This is a genomic window from Thioalkalivibrio sp. (genome assembly GCF_007692535.1).
Lineage (GTDB): Bacteria > Pseudomonadota > Gammaproteobacteria > Ectothiorhodospirales > Ectothiorhodospiraceae > Thioalkalivibrio.
Window position 1 is genome coordinate 1 of the sequence record NZ_REBW01000060.1, and the last position, 15,785, is coordinate 15,785.

At 66.3% G+C, this 15,785-nt stretch carries 15 protein-coding genes; 12 read left to right on the forward strand and 3 right to left on the reverse strand.

Annotation, left to right across the window (positions count from 1 at the left end; translation table 11 throughout):
- Positions 1-177 precede the first annotated feature (177 nt).
- The 8 genes from mrdA to lipB all read left to right on the forward strand — a co-directional run bounded on the left by mrdA (position 178) and on the right by lipB (position 8,367).
- Positions 178-2,055, forward strand: a complete 1,878-nt coding sequence (gene mrdA / locus EA346_RS01540; RefSeq protein WP_296754806.1) for a penicillin-binding protein 2 — start codon at positions 178-180, stop codon at positions 2,053-2,055.
- Positions 2,052-3,170: a rod shape-determining protein RodA gene (gene rodA / locus EA346_RS01545; protein ID WP_296754775.1), complete on the forward strand. Its 1,119-nt coding sequence runs from the start codon at positions 2,052-2,054 to the stop codon at positions 3,168-3,170. The genes mrdA and rodA overlap by 4 nt, the downstream gene beginning before the upstream one ends.
- Positions 3,167-4,207 (forward strand): lytic murein transglycosylase B, encoded by a 1,041-nt coding sequence (gene mltB, locus EA346_RS01550; RefSeq protein ID WP_296754778.1) that lies wholly within the window; start codon positions 3,167-3,169, stop codon positions 4,205-4,207. Before rodA ends, mltB begins: the two co-directional genes overlap by 4 nt.
- A 157-nt stretch (positions 4,208-4,364) precedes the next feature.
- A complete protein-coding gene (locus EA346_RS01555; protein WP_296754809.1) occupies positions 4,365-5,162 on the forward strand; it encodes a septal ring lytic transglycosylase RlpA family protein in 798 nt (265 codons plus the stop codon).
- A 91-nt stretch (positions 5,163-5,253) separates the two neighbouring features.
- Positions 5,254-6,504 (forward strand): D-alanyl-D-alanine carboxypeptidase family protein, encoded by a 1,251-nt coding sequence (locus EA346_RS01560; RefSeq protein WP_296754781.1) that lies wholly within the window; start codon positions 5,254-5,256, stop codon positions 6,502-6,504.
- Between the two features lie 6 nt (positions 6,505-6,510).
- Positions 6,511-7,386: a D-amino acid aminotransferase gene (locus EA346_RS01565; RefSeq protein WP_296754783.1), complete on the forward strand. Its 876-nt coding sequence runs from the start codon at positions 6,511-6,513 to the stop codon at positions 7,384-7,386.
- Positions 7,379-7,648: a DUF493 domain-containing protein gene (locus EA346_RS01570; protein ID WP_296754785.1), complete on the forward strand. Its 270-nt coding sequence runs from the start codon at positions 7,379-7,381 to the stop codon at positions 7,646-7,648. The genes EA346_RS01565 and EA346_RS01570 overlap by 8 nt, the downstream gene beginning before the upstream one ends.
- 47 nt (positions 7,649-7,695) lie before the next feature.
- Positions 7,696-8,367 carry a lipoyl(octanoyl) transferase LipB gene (gene lipB / locus EA346_RS01575; protein WP_296754788.1) on the forward strand — a complete coding sequence of 224 codons (672 nt, stop codon included), beginning with the start codon at positions 7,696-7,698 and terminating at the stop codon, positions 8,365-8,367.
- A gap of 15 nt (positions 8,368-8,382) precedes the next feature.
- Here lipB and lipA read toward each other — a convergent pair whose 3' ends face one another.
- The 3 genes from lipA to EA346_RS01590 form a co-directional block, all read right to left on the reverse strand.
- Positions 8,383-9,336, reverse strand: coding sequence for a lipoyl synthase (lipA, locus tag EA346_RS01580; protein WP_296754790.1), 954 nt, complete (start codon positions 9,334-9,336; stop codon positions 8,383-8,385).
- Positions 9,337-9,731: 395 nt separating this feature from the next.
- Positions 9,732-10,274 carry a hypothetical protein gene (locus EA346_RS01585; protein WP_296754793.1) on the reverse strand — a complete coding sequence of 181 codons (543 nt, stop codon included), beginning with the start codon at positions 10,272-10,274 and terminating at the stop codon, positions 9,732-9,734.
- Positions 10,275-10,279: 5 nt separating this feature from the next.
- Complete coding sequence (locus EA346_RS01590; protein WP_296754795.1) at positions 10,280-10,519, reverse strand: BolA/IbaG family iron-sulfur metabolism protein; 240 nt, start codon at positions 10,517-10,519, stop codon at positions 10,280-10,282.
- Between the two features lie 173 nt (positions 10,520-10,692).
- On the opposite strand from EA346_RS01590, the gene EA346_RS01595 reads away from it, so the two are divergent.
- The 4 genes from EA346_RS01595 to EA346_RS01610 all read left to right on the forward strand — a co-directional run bounded on the left by EA346_RS01595 (position 10,693) and on the right by EA346_RS01610 (position 15,610).
- Positions 10,693-11,445, forward strand: coding sequence for an MBL fold metallo-hydrolase (locus EA346_RS01595; protein WP_296754797.1), 753 nt, complete (start codon positions 10,693-10,695; stop codon positions 11,443-11,445).
- A gap of 97 nt (positions 11,446-11,542) precedes the next feature.
- The gene (locus EA346_RS01600; RefSeq protein WP_296754799.1) at positions 11,543-13,570 is read left to right on the forward strand and encodes a hypothetical protein; all 2,028 of its coding nucleotides are present in this window, start codon (positions 11,543-11,545) and stop codon (positions 13,568-13,570) included.
- Positions 13,571-13,625: 55 nt separating this feature from the next.
- On the forward strand, positions 13,626-14,243 hold the full coding sequence (locus EA346_RS01605) for a YdbL family protein (RefSeq protein WP_296754802.1): 618 nt from the start codon (positions 13,626-13,628) through the stop codon (positions 14,241-14,243).
- A gap of 56 nt (positions 14,244-14,299) precedes the next feature.
- Entirely contained in the window at positions 14,300-15,610 is a 1,311-nt protein-coding gene (locus tag EA346_RS01610; RefSeq protein WP_296754811.1) for a YihY/virulence factor BrkB family protein, read from the forward strand.
- Positions 15,611-15,785 lie beyond the last annotated feature (175 nt).

Here is a 15,785-nt window from a genome sequence, read left to right on the forward strand (position 1 = left end):
ATCACGAATCCTCCGCAGGCCGGGAACATCGCATTGACCGCAGCGAAACCGCCAAAACCTTCGCCTGCAAGGCAGGCTCCCACAAGGGCAAGGACCCGTGGGAGCGCGCCTTGCGCGCGAAGGGGTCCTCTGCGGAGCTTCCGTGATAATCAAGAGGTCGACGTTTGACGCATGTTGATTGAACGGCAGGACTCGTATAACGAGGAAGGGCGCGACCAGAGCCGGTTTTCCATCCGCGTTCTGGTTTCGATCCTGGTCCTGTTGCTGCTGGTGCTGCTGCTGGTTGGGCGGATGTTCACCCTGCAGGTGGGCGCCCACGCGCACTTCACCACACTGTCGGAGAACAACCGGCTGAGGATCGAGCCGATCCCGCCCACCCGGGGGCTGATCTACGATCGCAACGGGATCCTGTTGGCGGAGAATCGTCCGGCGTACCAGCTCGAGGTCACGGTGGAGCAGGCGGGGGATCTCGAGCTCCTGCTCGAGCGCCTGTCCGGGTTGGTCGATCTCTCTCCCGCAGAGATTGACCGGTTTCGCGCATCCGTCCGCCAGCGTCGCCCGTTCCAGCCAGTGCTGTTGAAGTCGGGCCTCGATGACGAGACGGTGGCCCGGATCGCGGTGGCCCGGCACGAGCTGCCTGGGGTGGAGATCGAGGCAAGGCCCGTGCGTCATTACCCGCACGGCGCCGATTTCGCCCACGTGGTCGGATACGTGGGGCGCATCAACGAGCAGGACCTGCGGCGGCTCGATACACGCAACTATGCGGGTACCTCGCACACCGGCAAGACCGGCGTGGAGCGCCATTACGAGGATGTCCTCCACGGGACCACGGGCCACAAGCAGGTCGAGGTGAACGCGCAGGGGCGCGTGATTCGGGAGCTGTCGGTGGTCCCGCCGGTTCCGGGACAGGACCTGTTCCTGAGCATCGACGCCGGCCTGCAGCGGGCCGCACGCGATGCCCTCGCGCCGCACGACGGGGCCGTGGTGGCGATCGATCCGGCCACGGGTGAGGTGCTGGCCCTGGTCAGCAAGCCGGGGTTCGACCCCAATCCCTTCGTTCACGGTATTTCACACAGGGATTTCTCGGCCCTGCAGTCGGATCCCCACAAGCCCCTGTTCAATCGGGCACTGAGCGGCCAGTACCCGCCCGGTTCCACCCTGAAGCCGATCGTCGCCCTTGCCGGGCTCGAGGAAAACGTGACCACGGCGGAACGCCGGATGTTCGCGACCGGCTATTACCAGTTGCCGGGGTATGAGCGGCGCTATCGCGACTGGAGGCGGGGTGGGCACGGCTGGGTGGACATGAACCGGGCCATTGCGGTGTCCTCGGATGTCTACTTCTATGATCTTGGGCACAAGCTTGGCATTGACCGGATGGCACCGATGCTCGGTGCCTTCGGCATCGGGAGCCGCGTCGGCATCGACGCGACCGGCGAACGCCCCGGCATCCTGCCCAGCCGGGAATGGAAGCGGTCGGTGCAGAACCTGCAGTGGTTTCCCGGCGAAACGCTGATCACCGCCATTGGCCAGGGTTACATGCTGACCACGCCGCTGCAGCTCGCGGACGTGACCAGCACGCTGGCCAACCGTGGCCAGCGGGTGCAGACACGCCTGGTGCGTGCGATCCGGGACGGCGCCGACGGGGAACCGCTGGCCAAGCCGCTACGATACCCGGACCCGGTGATCGCGAGCGATGCCCACTGGGACGTGATCCACCAGGCGCTGATCGACGCCGTGCATGCCCGGCACGGGACGGCCTGGGGCAGTATCGGCAGCACCGCGCCCGCCTACCGGATCGCCGGCAAGACCGGAACCGCCCAGGTCTTCAGTCTGGCCCCCGACCAGGAGTACGACGAGTCTGAACTGGACCGCAGACTGTGGGACCATGCGCTGTTCATCGGCTACGCGCCCGCCGATGCGCCGGAGATCGCGGTTGCCGTACTCGCCGAGCATGGGGGCAGTGGAGGTCGTGTGGCGGCGCCGATCGCACGCAGGGTGATGGACGCTTACCTGACTTCGCTGGGACTGCTGGCCGAGACGGAGGAGCAGCCGTGATCAGCGTCACCGGGCGCGAACTCACACCTTCGCAGTGGATCCTGCGCAGTCTTCGCCTCGACGGCACGTTACTCGTGCTGATCGGCATCCTTCTCGCCATCGGCCTGGTGGTGCTGTTCAGCGCCACGGGAGAGAGTATCGAGGCAATGCAGCGCCAGTTGGGCCGCATCGGCGTCGGGCTCGTCGCCTTGCTGCTGGTGGCGCGGGTTCCGGTCTCCACGCTGCGGGCCTGGGCGCCTTGGCTGTTTCTGCTGGCTCTCGGCATGCTGGTCGCGGTGATGCAGGCGGGCGATATCGGGAAGGGTGCACGCCGCTGGCTGGACCTGGGAGTGATCCGGTTTCAGCCGTCGGAGATCATGAAGCTCGCCATGCCGCTGATGGTGGCCTGGTACCTGTCTCTGCGCAACGCACCGCCACGGTTGCTCGACCTGCTCGTGGTCAGCGTGTTGATCGTCGTGCCGGTGCTGCTGGTCATGCGCCAGCCGGACCTGGGTACCGCACTGCTGATCGGCGCGGCGGGCTTGCTGGTGATCTTTCTCGCTGGACTGAGCTGGCGCTGGTTCCTGAGCCTGGGCCTCGCCATCGCTGCGGCGGTTCCCTTACTGTGGTCGCAGATGCACGACTACCAGCGTCAGCGCGTCCTGACGCTGTTCAACCCGGAGTCCGATCCCCTGGGCGCGGGCTACCACATCATCCAGTCGAAAATCGCCATCGGATCGGGCGGTCTGTATGGCAAGGGCTGGCTGAACGGGACCCAGTCGCAATTGCAGTTTCTGCCCGAGCGTTCCACGGACTTCGTCTTCGCCGTCTATGCGGAAGAATTCGGCTTCGTCGGCATCGCGGTGTTGCTGGTGCTGTACTTCCTGACCGTCGCCCGTGGTCTGTGGATCGCCGCGCTGGCGCAGGACCGCTTTTCGCGCCTGGTCGCCGGGAGCATCAGCCTGACCTTCGCCGTTTACATGGTGGTCAATATCGGGATGGTGAGCGGTATGCTGCCGGTGGTCGGGGTACCCCTGCCACTGGTCAGCTACGGAGGCACTTCGCTGGTGACGCTCATGGTGGGCTTCGGTATCCTGATGGCCGTTCATTCTCAACAACGACTGGTGAATCGATGACTGGCACCCCCCCGCGTACCGCAACGGGCCGCTTTTTTTTGCATGCATGCGCCCATGGCCTGCTGATCGTACTGCTTGGGGCATGCTCCCTGCCGGGGGTGGCCGTCTCGCAATCCGAGTTCCGCGCCGGCGAGCCCCCTTACCTCGAGCGTCCCGAAGTGCAGGGCTTCATCGACGAGCAGGTCGCCGAGGGCATGGACCGCGCCCTGCTGGAGGATTTGTTCGAGGGTGTCGAGCCCCAGCAGCGCATCCTCGATCTGATCTCACGTCCCGCCGAGGCGCGGCCGTGGAAGGACTATCGGCCGATCTTCGTGAACGACCTGCGCGTCGAGCGGGGCCGGGTGTTCATGGACGAGGAGGCGTTCTGGCTCGAGCGTGCCGAGGAGGCCTTCGGTGTCGATCAGGCGCTGATTGCGGCCATCATCGGCGTGGAAACCAACTACGGTCGCAACCTGGGGAGCTTCCGGGTCGTCGATGCCCTGGTCACCCTGGGCTTCGACTATCCGCCGCGGCAGGGTTTCTTCCGCAGCGAGTTGGGACACTTCCTGCAGCTGGTGCAGGAAGAGGCGCTGGATCTGCGCGAGACCCGGGGATCCTATGCCGGCGCGATGGGCCGGGGCCAGTTCATCTCCTCGAGCTACCGGGCATACGCGGTCGATTTCGATGACAATGGCCGTCGTGACCTGATCAACTCCTGGCCCGACGCGATCGGAAGCGTCGCAAACTACTTCCGCCAACACCATTGGCAGACGGGCGAGCCGGTCGTAGCCGGTGCCCGGGTCGACGGAGACGCGTACGAGGCCCTGCTCGGCGGCGGTTATCAGGCCCGCTTCTCGCTGGCGGAGCTGGCGGAGCACGGCGTGTTCCCGACCGAGGCCGTGCCGGCGGACGGCCGGTTTTCCCTGATCCGGCTGGAGGGTAGCGACGGTCCGGAGTTCTACCTTGGCTACCCGAACTTCTACGTGATCACCCGCTACAATCGCAGTCCCCTGTACGCGATGGCGGTCCACCAGTTGACGGAGGCGCTGCGGCAGTGACCCGTATCCTGCGCGACAGCAGGTCCGGGCCGGTCGGCGGACTTCCAGGGAACGGGTCGTGAGAGGCACCCGGCGTCCCTTCGTCTGGAGCAGCGAGCGCATCGCGGTTGCGCTGGCGGTGGTCGGGTTCCTGCTCGCCTCCCTGCTCGTGCTGCTCGTGGGCTGTGGCGGCAGCCCGGGTAGGACGGGGCAGATGGATGGGCATCCCTCGGCCGTTCCGCCCGACCTGGCATCGATTCCCGACGCTGTGCCGCGGTTCGAGCCGCCCAGTCGCTACGGGAACCCGCCGGAATACGAGGTCTTCGGGCAGCGCTACCGGACGCTGGTGTCCAGTGACGGTTTTGAACAACAGGGCCTCGCATCCTGGTACGGCACCAAGTTCCACGGTCGTCGCACCTCCAGCGGTGAGCCCTACGACATGTTCGCTATGACTGCCGCGCACCGGGAGTTGCCCCTGCCGAGCTATGTGGAAGTCACGAACCTCGATAACGGCAAGCGCGTCGTCGTGCGTGTGAACGACCGTGGTCCGTTCGTCGCTGGACGCGTGATCGATCTCTCCTATGCGGCAGCGCACCGGATCGATATGGTGGAAAAGGGCGTTGCCCCGGTGCATATCCGCGTGGTCACTCCGGACGACGACGAGGCTCGACCCCTGCGGGTAGCCGGAACCGAAATCCTCGACGATCCGGGGCCGAAGCAGCCGGACAGCGCCGAGACCGAGCCACGCTTCGTCCAGGTGGGTGCTTTTGCCGACCGCAGTGCGGCGGAACGGGTCCGGGACGATCTGCACAGTCTCGGGTTTGCCGATGTTCGCGTCACAGCCCTGTCCTCCACCTCCGGGACTCCGCTGCACCGGGTCCGTATCGGCCCGCTGGAAGACCCATCGGCGGTACGGGACGTCGAGGCGAGACTGCAGCAGGCAGCACTGCAGGACTACCGGATCGTGATCGACTAGCAGCGCCCAATCGTGTTCCACCAACGGATCCCTGTACGGGATTCAAACTCTGACCCCTCTCTCACCGCCCAATGTTCAGGTTGACCAATCGATGAAGAAGTCTTTCGCATTCCTGCTCGTCTCTATTGCACTCGCCCTGTTTCTGCCATCGCTGCCGGCGCTGGCCCAGACGCCAACGCTGCCAGCCCTTCCGACCCCCGGCGCAACAGGGGTCGCCTCCCTCGGTGTGATCCCGCAGCCGCCCTCGGACATCACCGCGAAGAGCTACATCCTGGTCGACTTCGACTCCGGTCTGCCCGTTGCCGCCCTGGATCCGGACGTGGAGAGGGAGCCGGCCAGCCTCACCAAGCTGATGACGGCCTACGTGGTCTTCGGCGAGATCAAGTCGGGGAAGATCAACCTCGACGACAAGGTCACGATCAGCGAGCGGGCCTGGCGTACCGGCATGCAGGGGGCCTCGCGGATGTTTATCGAGGTGGGCGAGCAGGTGCGGGTCGAGGATCTGCTGCGCGGCATGATCGTGCAGTCGGGAAACGATGCATCGACCGCCCTCGCCGAACTCGTGGCGGGCTCCGAAGGGGCGTTCGTGGATCTGATGAACGCCCAGGCCCGGGTCCTGGGGATGAACCGGTCCTACTTCACCAACCCGCACGGCCTGCCCAGCGATGAGGCGCAGTACACCACGCCTGCGGACATGGCGCGGCTTGCACGCGCTTTGATCAGGGACTTCCCCGACTCTTATGGCTATTACAGCGAAAAAGATTTCAAATACAATAATATAGAGCAATCCAACCGGAACCTTCTGCTCTGGCGGGACGAGAGCTTCGATGGCCTGAAGACCGGCTGGACCTCGGCGGCAGGGTACAACCTGGTGTCCTCGGCGAAGCGCAATGAGCGGCGCCTGATCGCCGTGGTGATGGGGATCGACGCGCCGAACCATCAGCGTGGCGGCATCATCCGGGCGAACGAATCCCAGGCCCTGATCAACTGGGGTATCCGTTTCTTCGAGTCGCGCAAGCTGTTCGAGGGGGGCGCCGTACTGAGCGAACCGCGCGTCTACAAGGGCGGGAACACCACGGTGGCTGCTGGACTCGCCGAACCGTTCTGGGTCGTGTTGCCGCAGGGTCAGGGTGACGGTCTGGAAGCCAGCATGGAGCTTCACGGACCCCACATGGCGCCGCTTGCGGCGGGTGACGCGCTGGGCGAAGTCATCGTGACCCTGCGCGGGGAGGTGCTGGCGCGGCAGCCGTTGGTGGCGCTGGAGGAGGTGGATTCCGGCGGCATATTCCGCTGGCTTTGGGACAGCGCGGCGCTGGCACTCCGTTCCGCCTGGCCGTTCTGACCGGCCGTGATCGCGTATCTCAACGGCGAGTATCTGCCTCCCGAGCAGGCCTGCGTTTCGCCGTTGGATCGGGGCTTCCTGTTCGGGGACGGGGTCTACGAGGTCATCCCGAGCTATGACGGGAAGCTGTTCCTGCTCAACGAGCACCTCGATCGGTTGGGCCGGTCGCTCGCAGCGATCCGCCTTCCCGATCCGATGCCCGATGGCGGCTGGGCGGAGATGCTGGAGCGCCTGTTGCAGCAGAACCCGGGCGCCGACCGGTCGGTTTACCTGCAGGTGACCCGGGGTGCGGCCCCGCGTGATCACGCCTTTCCGGGCCAGGCGACGGCGACCGTCTTCGCGATGGTGAGTCCGATCGCGCCGCAGGGTCCCGCCGTCGCCGGGGCCGGAGTCAGCGCAATCACCGCCCCCGATCAGCGCTGGGGCCGTTGCGACATCAAGTCGGTGGCCCTGCTTGCAAACGTGCTTGCCCGACAGCAGGCGGCCGACCATGCAGCGGTCGAGGCGATCCTGTTGCGCGACGGTCTGCTCACGGAGGGTGCCGCGAGCAATGTCTTCGTGGTCACGAACGGCGTCGTGCGCACCACGCCGCTGGGTCCTGCGATCCTGCCGGGCATCACCCGTGCGTTCCTGCTGGGGGCGCTGCGGGCCGAGGGGCGGGACTGCAGGGAGGAGCCGGTGCCCGAGGTCGAACTGCGCGCTGCGGACGAGATCTGGTTGACCAGCTCGACCAAGGAAGTGCTTCCCGTCACGCGGCTCGATGGACAGCCTGTCGGTGACGGGCGCCCGGGTCCCGTCTGGCGTGAGGCCCTGGACCGGTATCGTCAGGAGCGCTACCGTTTGATGCATGGTTCGGCGGGGAGAGATGTCACGCATGACTGAAGAACGCGAGACACTGCTCGAGTTTCCGTGCCGGTTCCCGATCAAGGTCATGGGCGAGGCACACACCGAATTCTTCGCGGATGTCGAGGCCTGCATCGCGCGGCACCTGCCCGATCGCGACGCGGTCGACATCGTCCACCGCGAGTCCCGGGGCGGAAACTACGTGGGCGTGACCATCACCCTGACGGCGACCAGCCAGGAGCAGCTCGACGAGCTCTACCGGGCATTGGGAGAATGCGCCCGGGTGCGCATGGTGCTCTAATCGGCATCGCGCCTGCCTCAGCGCCTGCGTCGGAAACGGCGACCGGGATGCTCCATTGCTACCGGCTGGGTTTGCAGCCCTACGTGCCGGTCTGGCGGGCGATGCAGCTGCATCTGCGGGAGCGTGGTGCGGAAGCTGCGGATGCCCTTTGGCGCGTACAGCATCCGCCGGTGTTCACCCTCGGCCGCAACGCGCGGCCGCATCACCTCCTGGCGCCAGCCGCGATCCCGGTGGTCCGTGTCGACCGTGGCGGGCAGGTCACCTTCCACGGCCCGGGCCAGCTGGTCCTGTATGTACTGCTCGACCTGCGGCGTCATCGCCTGGGCGTCCGCGGGCTGGTGGAAGTGCTGCAGGGAGCGGTCATCGACACCCTGGCTGGCTTTGGCATCCTGGCGGAGGCGCGCCCCGACGCCCCGGGCGTCTACGTCGATGGCGCCAAGATCGCGGCGCTGGGGCTGCGCGTACGCAATGGTTGCAGCATGCACGGGCTGGCGCTGAACGTGCGTCCGCGGCTTGCGGAATTCGGGCGCATGGACGCCTGCGGCTATCCCGGGCTGGCCAGCACCTCCATGTTCGCACTGGGCCAGCGGAGCGATCCGGACCAGGTGGCGGCGTTGCTGGAGCAGCGGCTTGCGGAGCGTCTGGGCTGTGTGCTGGAACCCATCCACACGCTGCCCGAGCCACTGGTCAGGATGCTGGCGCGAGGCAGCGAACGCTGACCAGAGACGCGCTGCTCAGGCCACGATCTCGCGTGCCTGCTGATCGGCATGGTAGGAGGAGCGAACCATCGGGCCGCTGGCGACCTGGCGGAAACCCATTTCGCGCGCCCGGTCCGCCAGTTCGTCGAATTCTTTCGGGTCCAGGTAACGTTCCACCGGCAGGTGGTGGCGGCTGGGCTGCAGATACTGGCCGAGGGTCAGCATCTCGCAGCCGTGCGCGCGCAGGTCCCGCAGGACTTCGAGCAGTTCGTCCCGAGTCTCGCCAATCCCCAGCATCAGCCCGGACTTGGTCGGGACGCCCGGATGCTGCGCGCGGAAGGCCTCGAGCAGGTCCAGCGACCACTCGTAATCGGAACCCGGTCGCGCCTTGCGGTACAGGCGCGGGACCGTCTCCAGGTTGTGATTGAAGACGTCCGGCGGTGCCGCGTGCATGATTTCCAGGGCGGTCTTCATGCGGCCCCGGAAGTCCGGGACGAGGATCTCGATGCGCGTCTGCGGGTTCATCCCGCGCACGGCCTGGATGCAGGCAACGAAATGCGCCGCGCCCCCGTCGCGCAGGTCATCGCGGTCCACCGAGGTGATGACCACGTAGGCGAGGCCCATGGCCTGGATCGTTTCGGCCAGGTGCCGGGGTTCATCGGGGTCCAGGGGGTTGGGGCGGCCGTGCGCGACGTCGCAGAAGGGACAGCGGCGGGTGCAGATGTCGCCCATGATCATGAACGTCGCCGTGCCGTGGGCGAAGCATTCGCCGAGATTCGGGCAGCTGGCCTCTTCGCAGACGGTGTGCAGGCGCTGTTCACGGAGGATACGCTTGATCCGCTGGACCCCTGGGGCCGCCTGGCTCTGCGCCCGAATCCAGCGCGGCTTGCGCAGCGGCTGTTCCGTCGGCGTGATCTTTACCGGGATCCGCGCGACCTTGTCGGCGGCCCGAAGCTTCTCGCCCGGTTGCGGACTTTTGCGGGTCTCCATGCAGTGCTCCCTGTCGTGTTGCGCGCCTCGCCGTTGCCGGTTTGGCCTGATCATTTACTATGCCATCGGCCCCGCGGGCATGCACGACGCCCGGCTCACGGTCGGGTTTCCCGTCCTCCCCGCGCCCACAGGGAGACGGGTTTGGCAGCTCAGCTCTGTAGGTCGGGTTAGCGTAGCGTAACCCGACATGCCGGGGACGATGCTATTTTGCGGCCATGGTTGGGTGCGAGCCTCGGGTGCGAGACCCGTCGGGTTACGCCCTTTGGGCTAACCCGACCTACAGGTTGCGGCTTTTCGTCTTCAGTGGTGGCGGAGGGCTATGGCAGTTGGCCCTGACCCAAACTCCTGCGCTCCATAAGCGGGCCGCAGGCTGTCATCTGCGGTGGCCCCGTGAGTCATGGCGCATCTCGCAGGCGGAAGGTGACCGCGCCCGTAGGATCGACGAGGCCATGGGCCCGCAGCCAGGCGTCCGCGTCTTCGCTATCGTGGAGGAACCAGGCCCGGGTGGAACCCAGGCGGAAACTGTAGCCCCAGGCGTCCATGTCCGCCATCAGGGCATCGCGCCCGACGCCGGGCAGGTAATCGGCCAGCAGGATCTGCAGGCGGCAGACCGCCGCTTCCTCCAGGTCGTCGCCACCGGCATCGGTGTGCACGCCGGCGCGGCCGGACGGGTCCATGCAGACCAAGTGGCAGGCCTCGTGCAGGGCCGAGTGGACCGGCGTGTCCGGGCGCACATGCAGGTTCAGGCCAACGATGCCCGCCTCCGAGTCACCCCAGTAGCTGCCCGGGAGTGCGGCGTCCGCCGGGTGCAACCGCAGATCGATGCCAAACCGGGCGAGCAGCGCGCGCAGCGCCGGGAGTTGCTCTGCTACGCGGTGCAGGCTGCGGTCGAGCGCGGGAACGGCTTCGGCCTGCGAGATCGGCCGACCGGTGACCATCGTGGTCAGGACCCCGCGTACTCCTCCGGCGTCATCGCCCGGATGGACAGGGCATGCACGGCGCCGCTGGCGATCTCGTCACGTACGGTCGCATAGACCGTCTGGTGCTTCTTCACCGCGTTCATGTCGGCAAACATCGGGCTGACGACCAGGGCCTCGAATTTGCCCTCGCCGCCGGTGACCTCGACCTTCTCGGCTTCGGGCAGGCGGGACCGAATGAGTTCGGCGACTTCACTGGATTGCATGGCCTTCTCCATTTCAGGGTTTGCGCGAAAGCGGGCATCATAGCCAAATCGCGTTACGCCCACAGCCAGACCTACGGGAGGTCGGGACAACGGGTCTTCCGCAGGTCCAGGGGAACTCCGTGTATGGCCCACTAGACCAAAACGATATACATCCGACCACAGGGAGCCAGGCCATGATCTTCAAGCAACTGTTCGAGATCGAGTCATCAACGTACACCTATCTGTTGAGTTGTCCGGATACCGGCACGACGGCGCTGATCGACCCGGTGATCGAGACCGTGGAACGGGATCTCGAGGTGTTGCAGCAACTCGGCCTGAGGTTGGATTACGCGATCGAGACGCACATCCACGCCGACCACATTACTGGAGGCCGCATGCTGCGCGAGCGCACCGGCTGCAAGCTGGCCGGGCCGGCGCTCGACGGTCTGCCCTGCCGGGACATGGGTCTGCGCGAGGGTGAGCCGATGCGCATCGGGAATCTGGTGCTGAATCCGCTGTTCACGCCGGGGCATACCGATACGCATCACGCCTTTCTGCTCGATCACGCCGGTCTGCCGATGCTGTTTTCGGGAGATGCCCTGCTGATCGAGGCCTGTGGGCGCACCGATTTCCAGTCGGGCGATGCCCGGGCGCTCTATCACTCGATCCACGACAAGTTCTTCGTGCTGCCCGACGAGACACTGGTCTACCCGGCCCACGACTATTCCGAGCGCCAGATCACCACGATCGGCCAGGAAAAGATGCGCAATCCCCGACTGGGAAAGGACCGGACGCTCGAGGAATTCGTGCAGATCATGAACGACATGGACCTGCCCTATCCGAAGAAGATCGACTGGGCGCTGCCCGGCAACGAGGCCTGTGGCGCCTGTCCGGACAATCTGCCACCCGAGAAGGAGCGCCTGTGCGAGCTTGACCGCCAGGGCTGAGGGCCTGCCCGTGGGCGGCGCGGCGGGTTGGCGGCCTCCCGGCCGGTGGATGGTGCCCGCCCGCCGCCCCTGGTCTCGTATGTTGGTGGTCACCGCCATGGCTCTTGCGGTGACGTTGGGTCATGCCGCCGACGGCAGCAGGGGGTTCCAACTCGATCTCGACATCGACACCGCGGTACACGATGCCTTTGACGCCGAGAATCTGCGCGCCCGGGTGTCCTGGGTCGAGCGCCAGCCCAGTTTCGAGCTGCGCGCCGACGGCCTCCGCCTCCCGGAGCCCGTGGGCAGGATCAGGGATCTGCACCTGTCCTGCCCGCGGGTGGACCTGACCACCGCGAGACTCGCCTGTGCGCAGGCGCGCCTCAGCGCAACGGCGCCGGGTTGGCATCTCGACGCTGCGATGCTGGCCTTCGATTGGGACCGAAGCGCCGGGAGGGTCCATTTCTCTTTGCCGTGGCCGGGTCTGTTCCAGGGCCGGGGACGGGTTGCCGGCGCCATCGAGGCGGCGGGGGTGCGCGTTGACCTCGATCTTGCGGGGATCGATCTGCACGCGCTGATCCGCTCCGGCCTGATGCCCGCTGAGCTGCCGGTGACGGTGGAATCCGGCCTGGCTGCACTTTCGGGGCAGATCGACACCCGGACGCGGGTACCCGCCGTCCGTACGAATCTGGCGCTCTCCGGCCTGACCTTCACCGATGATGCCGGTCTGCGCGCGGGTGAGGCTGTCGCAGTCGAGGGCAGCCTCAGGCACGGAGGCGATGGCTCTGAGATTCAGCTCCGGTTTACCGATGGAGCGGTATTCTTCGATCCATGGTTTCTGGACTTTGCTGAGGTGGGGCCCGTGGACGCGAGTGTGTCGGGATTGCGGTTCGGGCCGGCGGAGATGGGAACGAAAGACCTGCATGCCGTCTCGGCGCAGCTGACGCTGGGCGACCACGCGGAAGTGCACGGTGCGGACCTGCGATATGCCGGCGGCAAGCTGGAACAGGGTGACATCGCCTGGGAAGGCCACCGTCTGGACGTCGTTGGCGAGTGGCTGGCGCAACCGCTGCTCGCGGGTACGGTGCTCGGACGGACCCGCTTCCAGGGAGAGGCCCGCGGAGCCCTGAGCGTTGCCGACGGACGGCCCCGTGCCGCGTGGGCCCACTGGCAGGCCTTTGGCATGAAGGACGAAGGCGGGCGGTTCGCGCTGGAGGGTTCGGTCGGGCAGTTGGACTGGCGGGACGATAAGGCGGGCGCCGATTCCCGGATCTTCGCCGCGGCCGGCGAGATCTACGGTCTGCCTGTGGGGGCTTTCGATGCGCGACTGCGGCTCGAGCCCCGGGGGTTCGTCCTGCTCGAGCCGCTCTTCATCCCGGTGCTTGACGGGGGCCCCAGCGTCGATACCCTGCAAGTGACCGTAGGGCCCGACGGTCCCGAGGTGGAGTTCGATGGCGGGCTTCGCGCAATGAGCCTGGAGCTGCTGACGGAAGCGCTCGGCTGGCCCCGCTTTGCGGGCAAGCTGGCCGGTATCATCCCGCGGGTGTTCTATGACACGGACGGGTTGCGGGTCGACGGACGCCTGCTGGTGCAGGTCTTCGACGGCGAGGCGGTATTCAGCGGCCTGCGCATCCGCGATCTCTTCGGGGTTGCGCCGGTTCTGGAGGTTTCGGCCGATATCCGCCGCCTGGAACTCGAACTGTTGACGCGTGCCTTCGACTTCGGGCGTGTCGAGGGTCGGCTGTCGGGTAGGGTGGACGACCTGATGCTGGTGGACTGGCAGCTTCAGCGCATGCGACTCGTCCTGAACACACCGCTCGATGATCCGGGGCGCCGACGGATCAGCCAGCGTGCCGTGGAAAACCTGACTGCCATCGGCGGCGGGATCGAGGGTGCGCTGTCGATGGTCTTTCTCCGTTTGTTTGAGGATTTTGCTTACCGTCAGCTGGGTTTCAGCTGCGCGCTCGATGGCGAGGTCTGCGTGGCCGCGGGGGTGGCCGATCTCCCGGATGGGTCGTTCGTCCTGGTGCAGGGCGGGGGGCTGCCCCGGATCGAAGTGATCGGCCACAACCGGCGGGTGGATTGGCCGGAGCTGGTCCGCCGCCTGAATGCCATTCGAGAAGGTCCACCGCCTGTTGTACAGTAAGACTCGAAGCGAAAATGCCGCCATTTTTGCCCGCCCCGAACCGTGGAGTAGCGTCATGAAGACCATGCAGCGTTTGTCGGCGATCATCCTGGTCGCACTCGTGACCAGTGCCTGTGTCACGATCCACATCTATTTCCCGGCGGCGGCGGCCGAGGAGGCGGCGCGAACCATCGTTCGCGATGTGCTGGAGATCAACGGGCCACCCGCAGGCGAACCGGATGCGGCCACCGAGCCCACCAGCCGCGTTATCACACCGGGGCACGGCCTGAGTCTCCTCGCCTGGACGATGGACCGTCTGGTGCCGGCAGCGGCTGCGCAGACGCCGGATCTGCGCGTCGAGACACCGACCACCAGCCGTCTGCGCGCATCGATGCGCGCACGGAATGCGCAGCTGGCGCCCTATTTCCGCAGTGGCGCCATCGGCTTCGGAAACGACGGGCTCGTGGCGATTCGCGATCTCACCGAGGTGCCGCTGCGGGAGCGTCCGGAGGTCCAGCGTCTGGTTCGGGAGGAGAACGCCGACCGCAGCGCGCTGTACAGGGAAATCGCGCGCGCCAATGATCGGCCGGACTGGGAACAGAATATCCGCGAGACCTTCGCACGGGTGTGGGTGGATGAAGCGCCGTCCGGCTACTGGTACCAGGACGGCGGCGGCAACTGGCGTCAGAAGTGAACTCGCCCACAGCCGAAGCCGGTCGCCTCGAGCGCTGGTGGGGGCGGGCGGACGAACTGCTCAACCGAGCTGACCTGGCTGTATTGCCTCGCTGGCAAGCCCTGCTCGTGGGAATCTTCCGCGGTCTTGCCGGCATCGTTCGCGAGGCCACCGAAGGCCAGTTGACCCTGCGCGCGATGAGCCTGGTGTATACCACCCTGCTTTCCGTGGTGCCGCTTTTGGCGTTGTCGTTCTCCGTGCTCAAGGCCTTCGGTGCCCACAACGCGGTCGAGCCCCTGATGCTGGGGTTGCTGGAGCCACTGGGCGAGCAGGGGGCGGAGATCACCCAGAACGTCTTGACCTTCGTCGACAACATGCGCGTCGGCGTGCTCGGTTTCGTGGGGCTGCTCTTCCTCGTCTATACGGTGATCTCTCTGGTGCAGAAGATCGAACTTGCCTTCAACAGCATCTGGCAGATCGAGGGTACGCGCAGCCTCGGGCAGCGCTTCAGCAATTACCTGTCGGTGATCATGATCGGGCCATTGCTGGTCGTATCGGCGCTGGGGGTCACGGCCACGGTGATGTCGTCCGCGCTGATGCAGCGGGTCACTGCAATCGAGCCCCTCGGCACCCTGTTCGAAACGGCCGCCAGCCTGCTGCCCTTCGGACTGATCGTCGCCGCGTTCACCTTCATTTACGTGTTCGTGCCGAATACGCGCGTGCGGCTGTTGCCCGCATTGATCGGCGCGGTGGTCGCGGGAGTCCTCTGGCAGGCGGTCGGTTGGGGATTCGCCACGGTGGTGGCCGGTTCCGCGCGCTACGATGCGATCTACTCTGGCTTTGCGATCATGATCCTGCTGCTGATCTGGATCTACCTGTCCTGGCTCATCCTGCTGGTTGGTTCGAACATCGCCTTCTATATCCAGTACCCGGAGTACATCCGCGTGCGTGGCGCCGGGATAAAGGTCTCCGGCGCCATGCGCGAACGCCTGGGTCTGCATTTGATGGCGATGGTGGGGCAGCGCTTCCTCGCAGGGGCGAAGGCTCCGACCCTCGACGAGGTGGCGCGTGAATTACAGGTCCCCAGCCGATCCCTCGGCGGCGCGGCCGAGGCCCTGCAAAAGGCGGGGCTGCTGGTGATTGCCGGGGGGGGCGACCCGCGCTACCTGCCGGGCCGGGACCTGGCGGAGATCGAGGTCAACGAGGTTCTCACAACCCTTCGCCGCGACGAGGGCGACAGCCGCTATCAGCGCCTGTCCGGTCACTCCGCGGTGGAGAGCGTGGTCTCACGGGTCGAGGATTCGCGTTCCGAGGCACTCGATGCGCTCAGCCTGCGCGACCTGCTGACCAAAGACGACGCCACCGTAGGTCGGGTTAGCGCAGCGTAACCCGACAAACCGAGACGGCTCAGCCTGCGCGACCTGCTGACCAAAGACGACGCCACCGTAGGTCGGGTTAGCCCAAAGGGCGTAACCCGACGGCTCTCGCACCCACGCATGTCCGCAAAGCAGCGTCGTCCCCGGCACCCCGGCACGTCGGGTTACGCTACGCTAACCCGACCTA

Bases quoted from the DNA above. Each gene is read 5' to 3' on its own strand.
- mltB (WP_296754778.1), top strand. From the start codon at position 3,167: ATGACTGGCACCCCCCCGCGTACCGCAACGGGCCGCTTTTTTTTGCAT.
- EA346_RS01560 (WP_296754781.1), top strand. From the start codon at position 5,254: ATGAAGAAGTCTTTCGCATTCCTGCTCGTCTCTATTGCACTCGCCCTG.
- EA346_RS01570 (WP_296754785.1), top strand. From the start codon at position 7,379: ATGACTGAAGAACGCGAGACACTGCTCGAGTTTCCGTGCCGGTTCCCG.
- lipB (WP_296754788.1), top strand. From the start codon at position 7,696: ATGCTCCATTGCTACCGGCTGGGTTTGCAGCCCTACGTGCCGGTCTGG.
- lipA (WP_296754790.1), bottom strand. From the start codon at position 9,336: ATGGAGACCCGCAAAAGTCCGCAACCGGGCGAGAAGCTTCGGGCCGCC.
- EA346_RS01585 (WP_296754793.1), bottom strand. From the start codon at position 10,274: ATGGTCACCGGTCGGCCGATCTCGCAGGCCGAAGCCGTTCCCGCGCTC.
- EA346_RS01590 (WP_296754795.1), bottom strand. From the start codon at position 10,519: ATGCAATCCAGTGAAGTCGCCGAACTCATTCGGTCCCGCCTGCCCGAA.
- EA346_RS01595 (WP_296754797.1), top strand. From the start codon at position 10,693: ATGATCTTCAAGCAACTGTTCGAGATCGAGTCATCAACGTACACCTAT.
- EA346_RS01600 (WP_296754799.1), top strand. From the start codon at position 11,543: ATGGCTCTTGCGGTGACGTTGGGTCATGCCGCCGACGGCAGCAGGGGG.
- EA346_RS01605 (WP_296754802.1), top strand. From the start codon at position 13,626: ATGAAGACCATGCAGCGTTTGTCGGCGATCATCCTGGTCGCACTCGTG.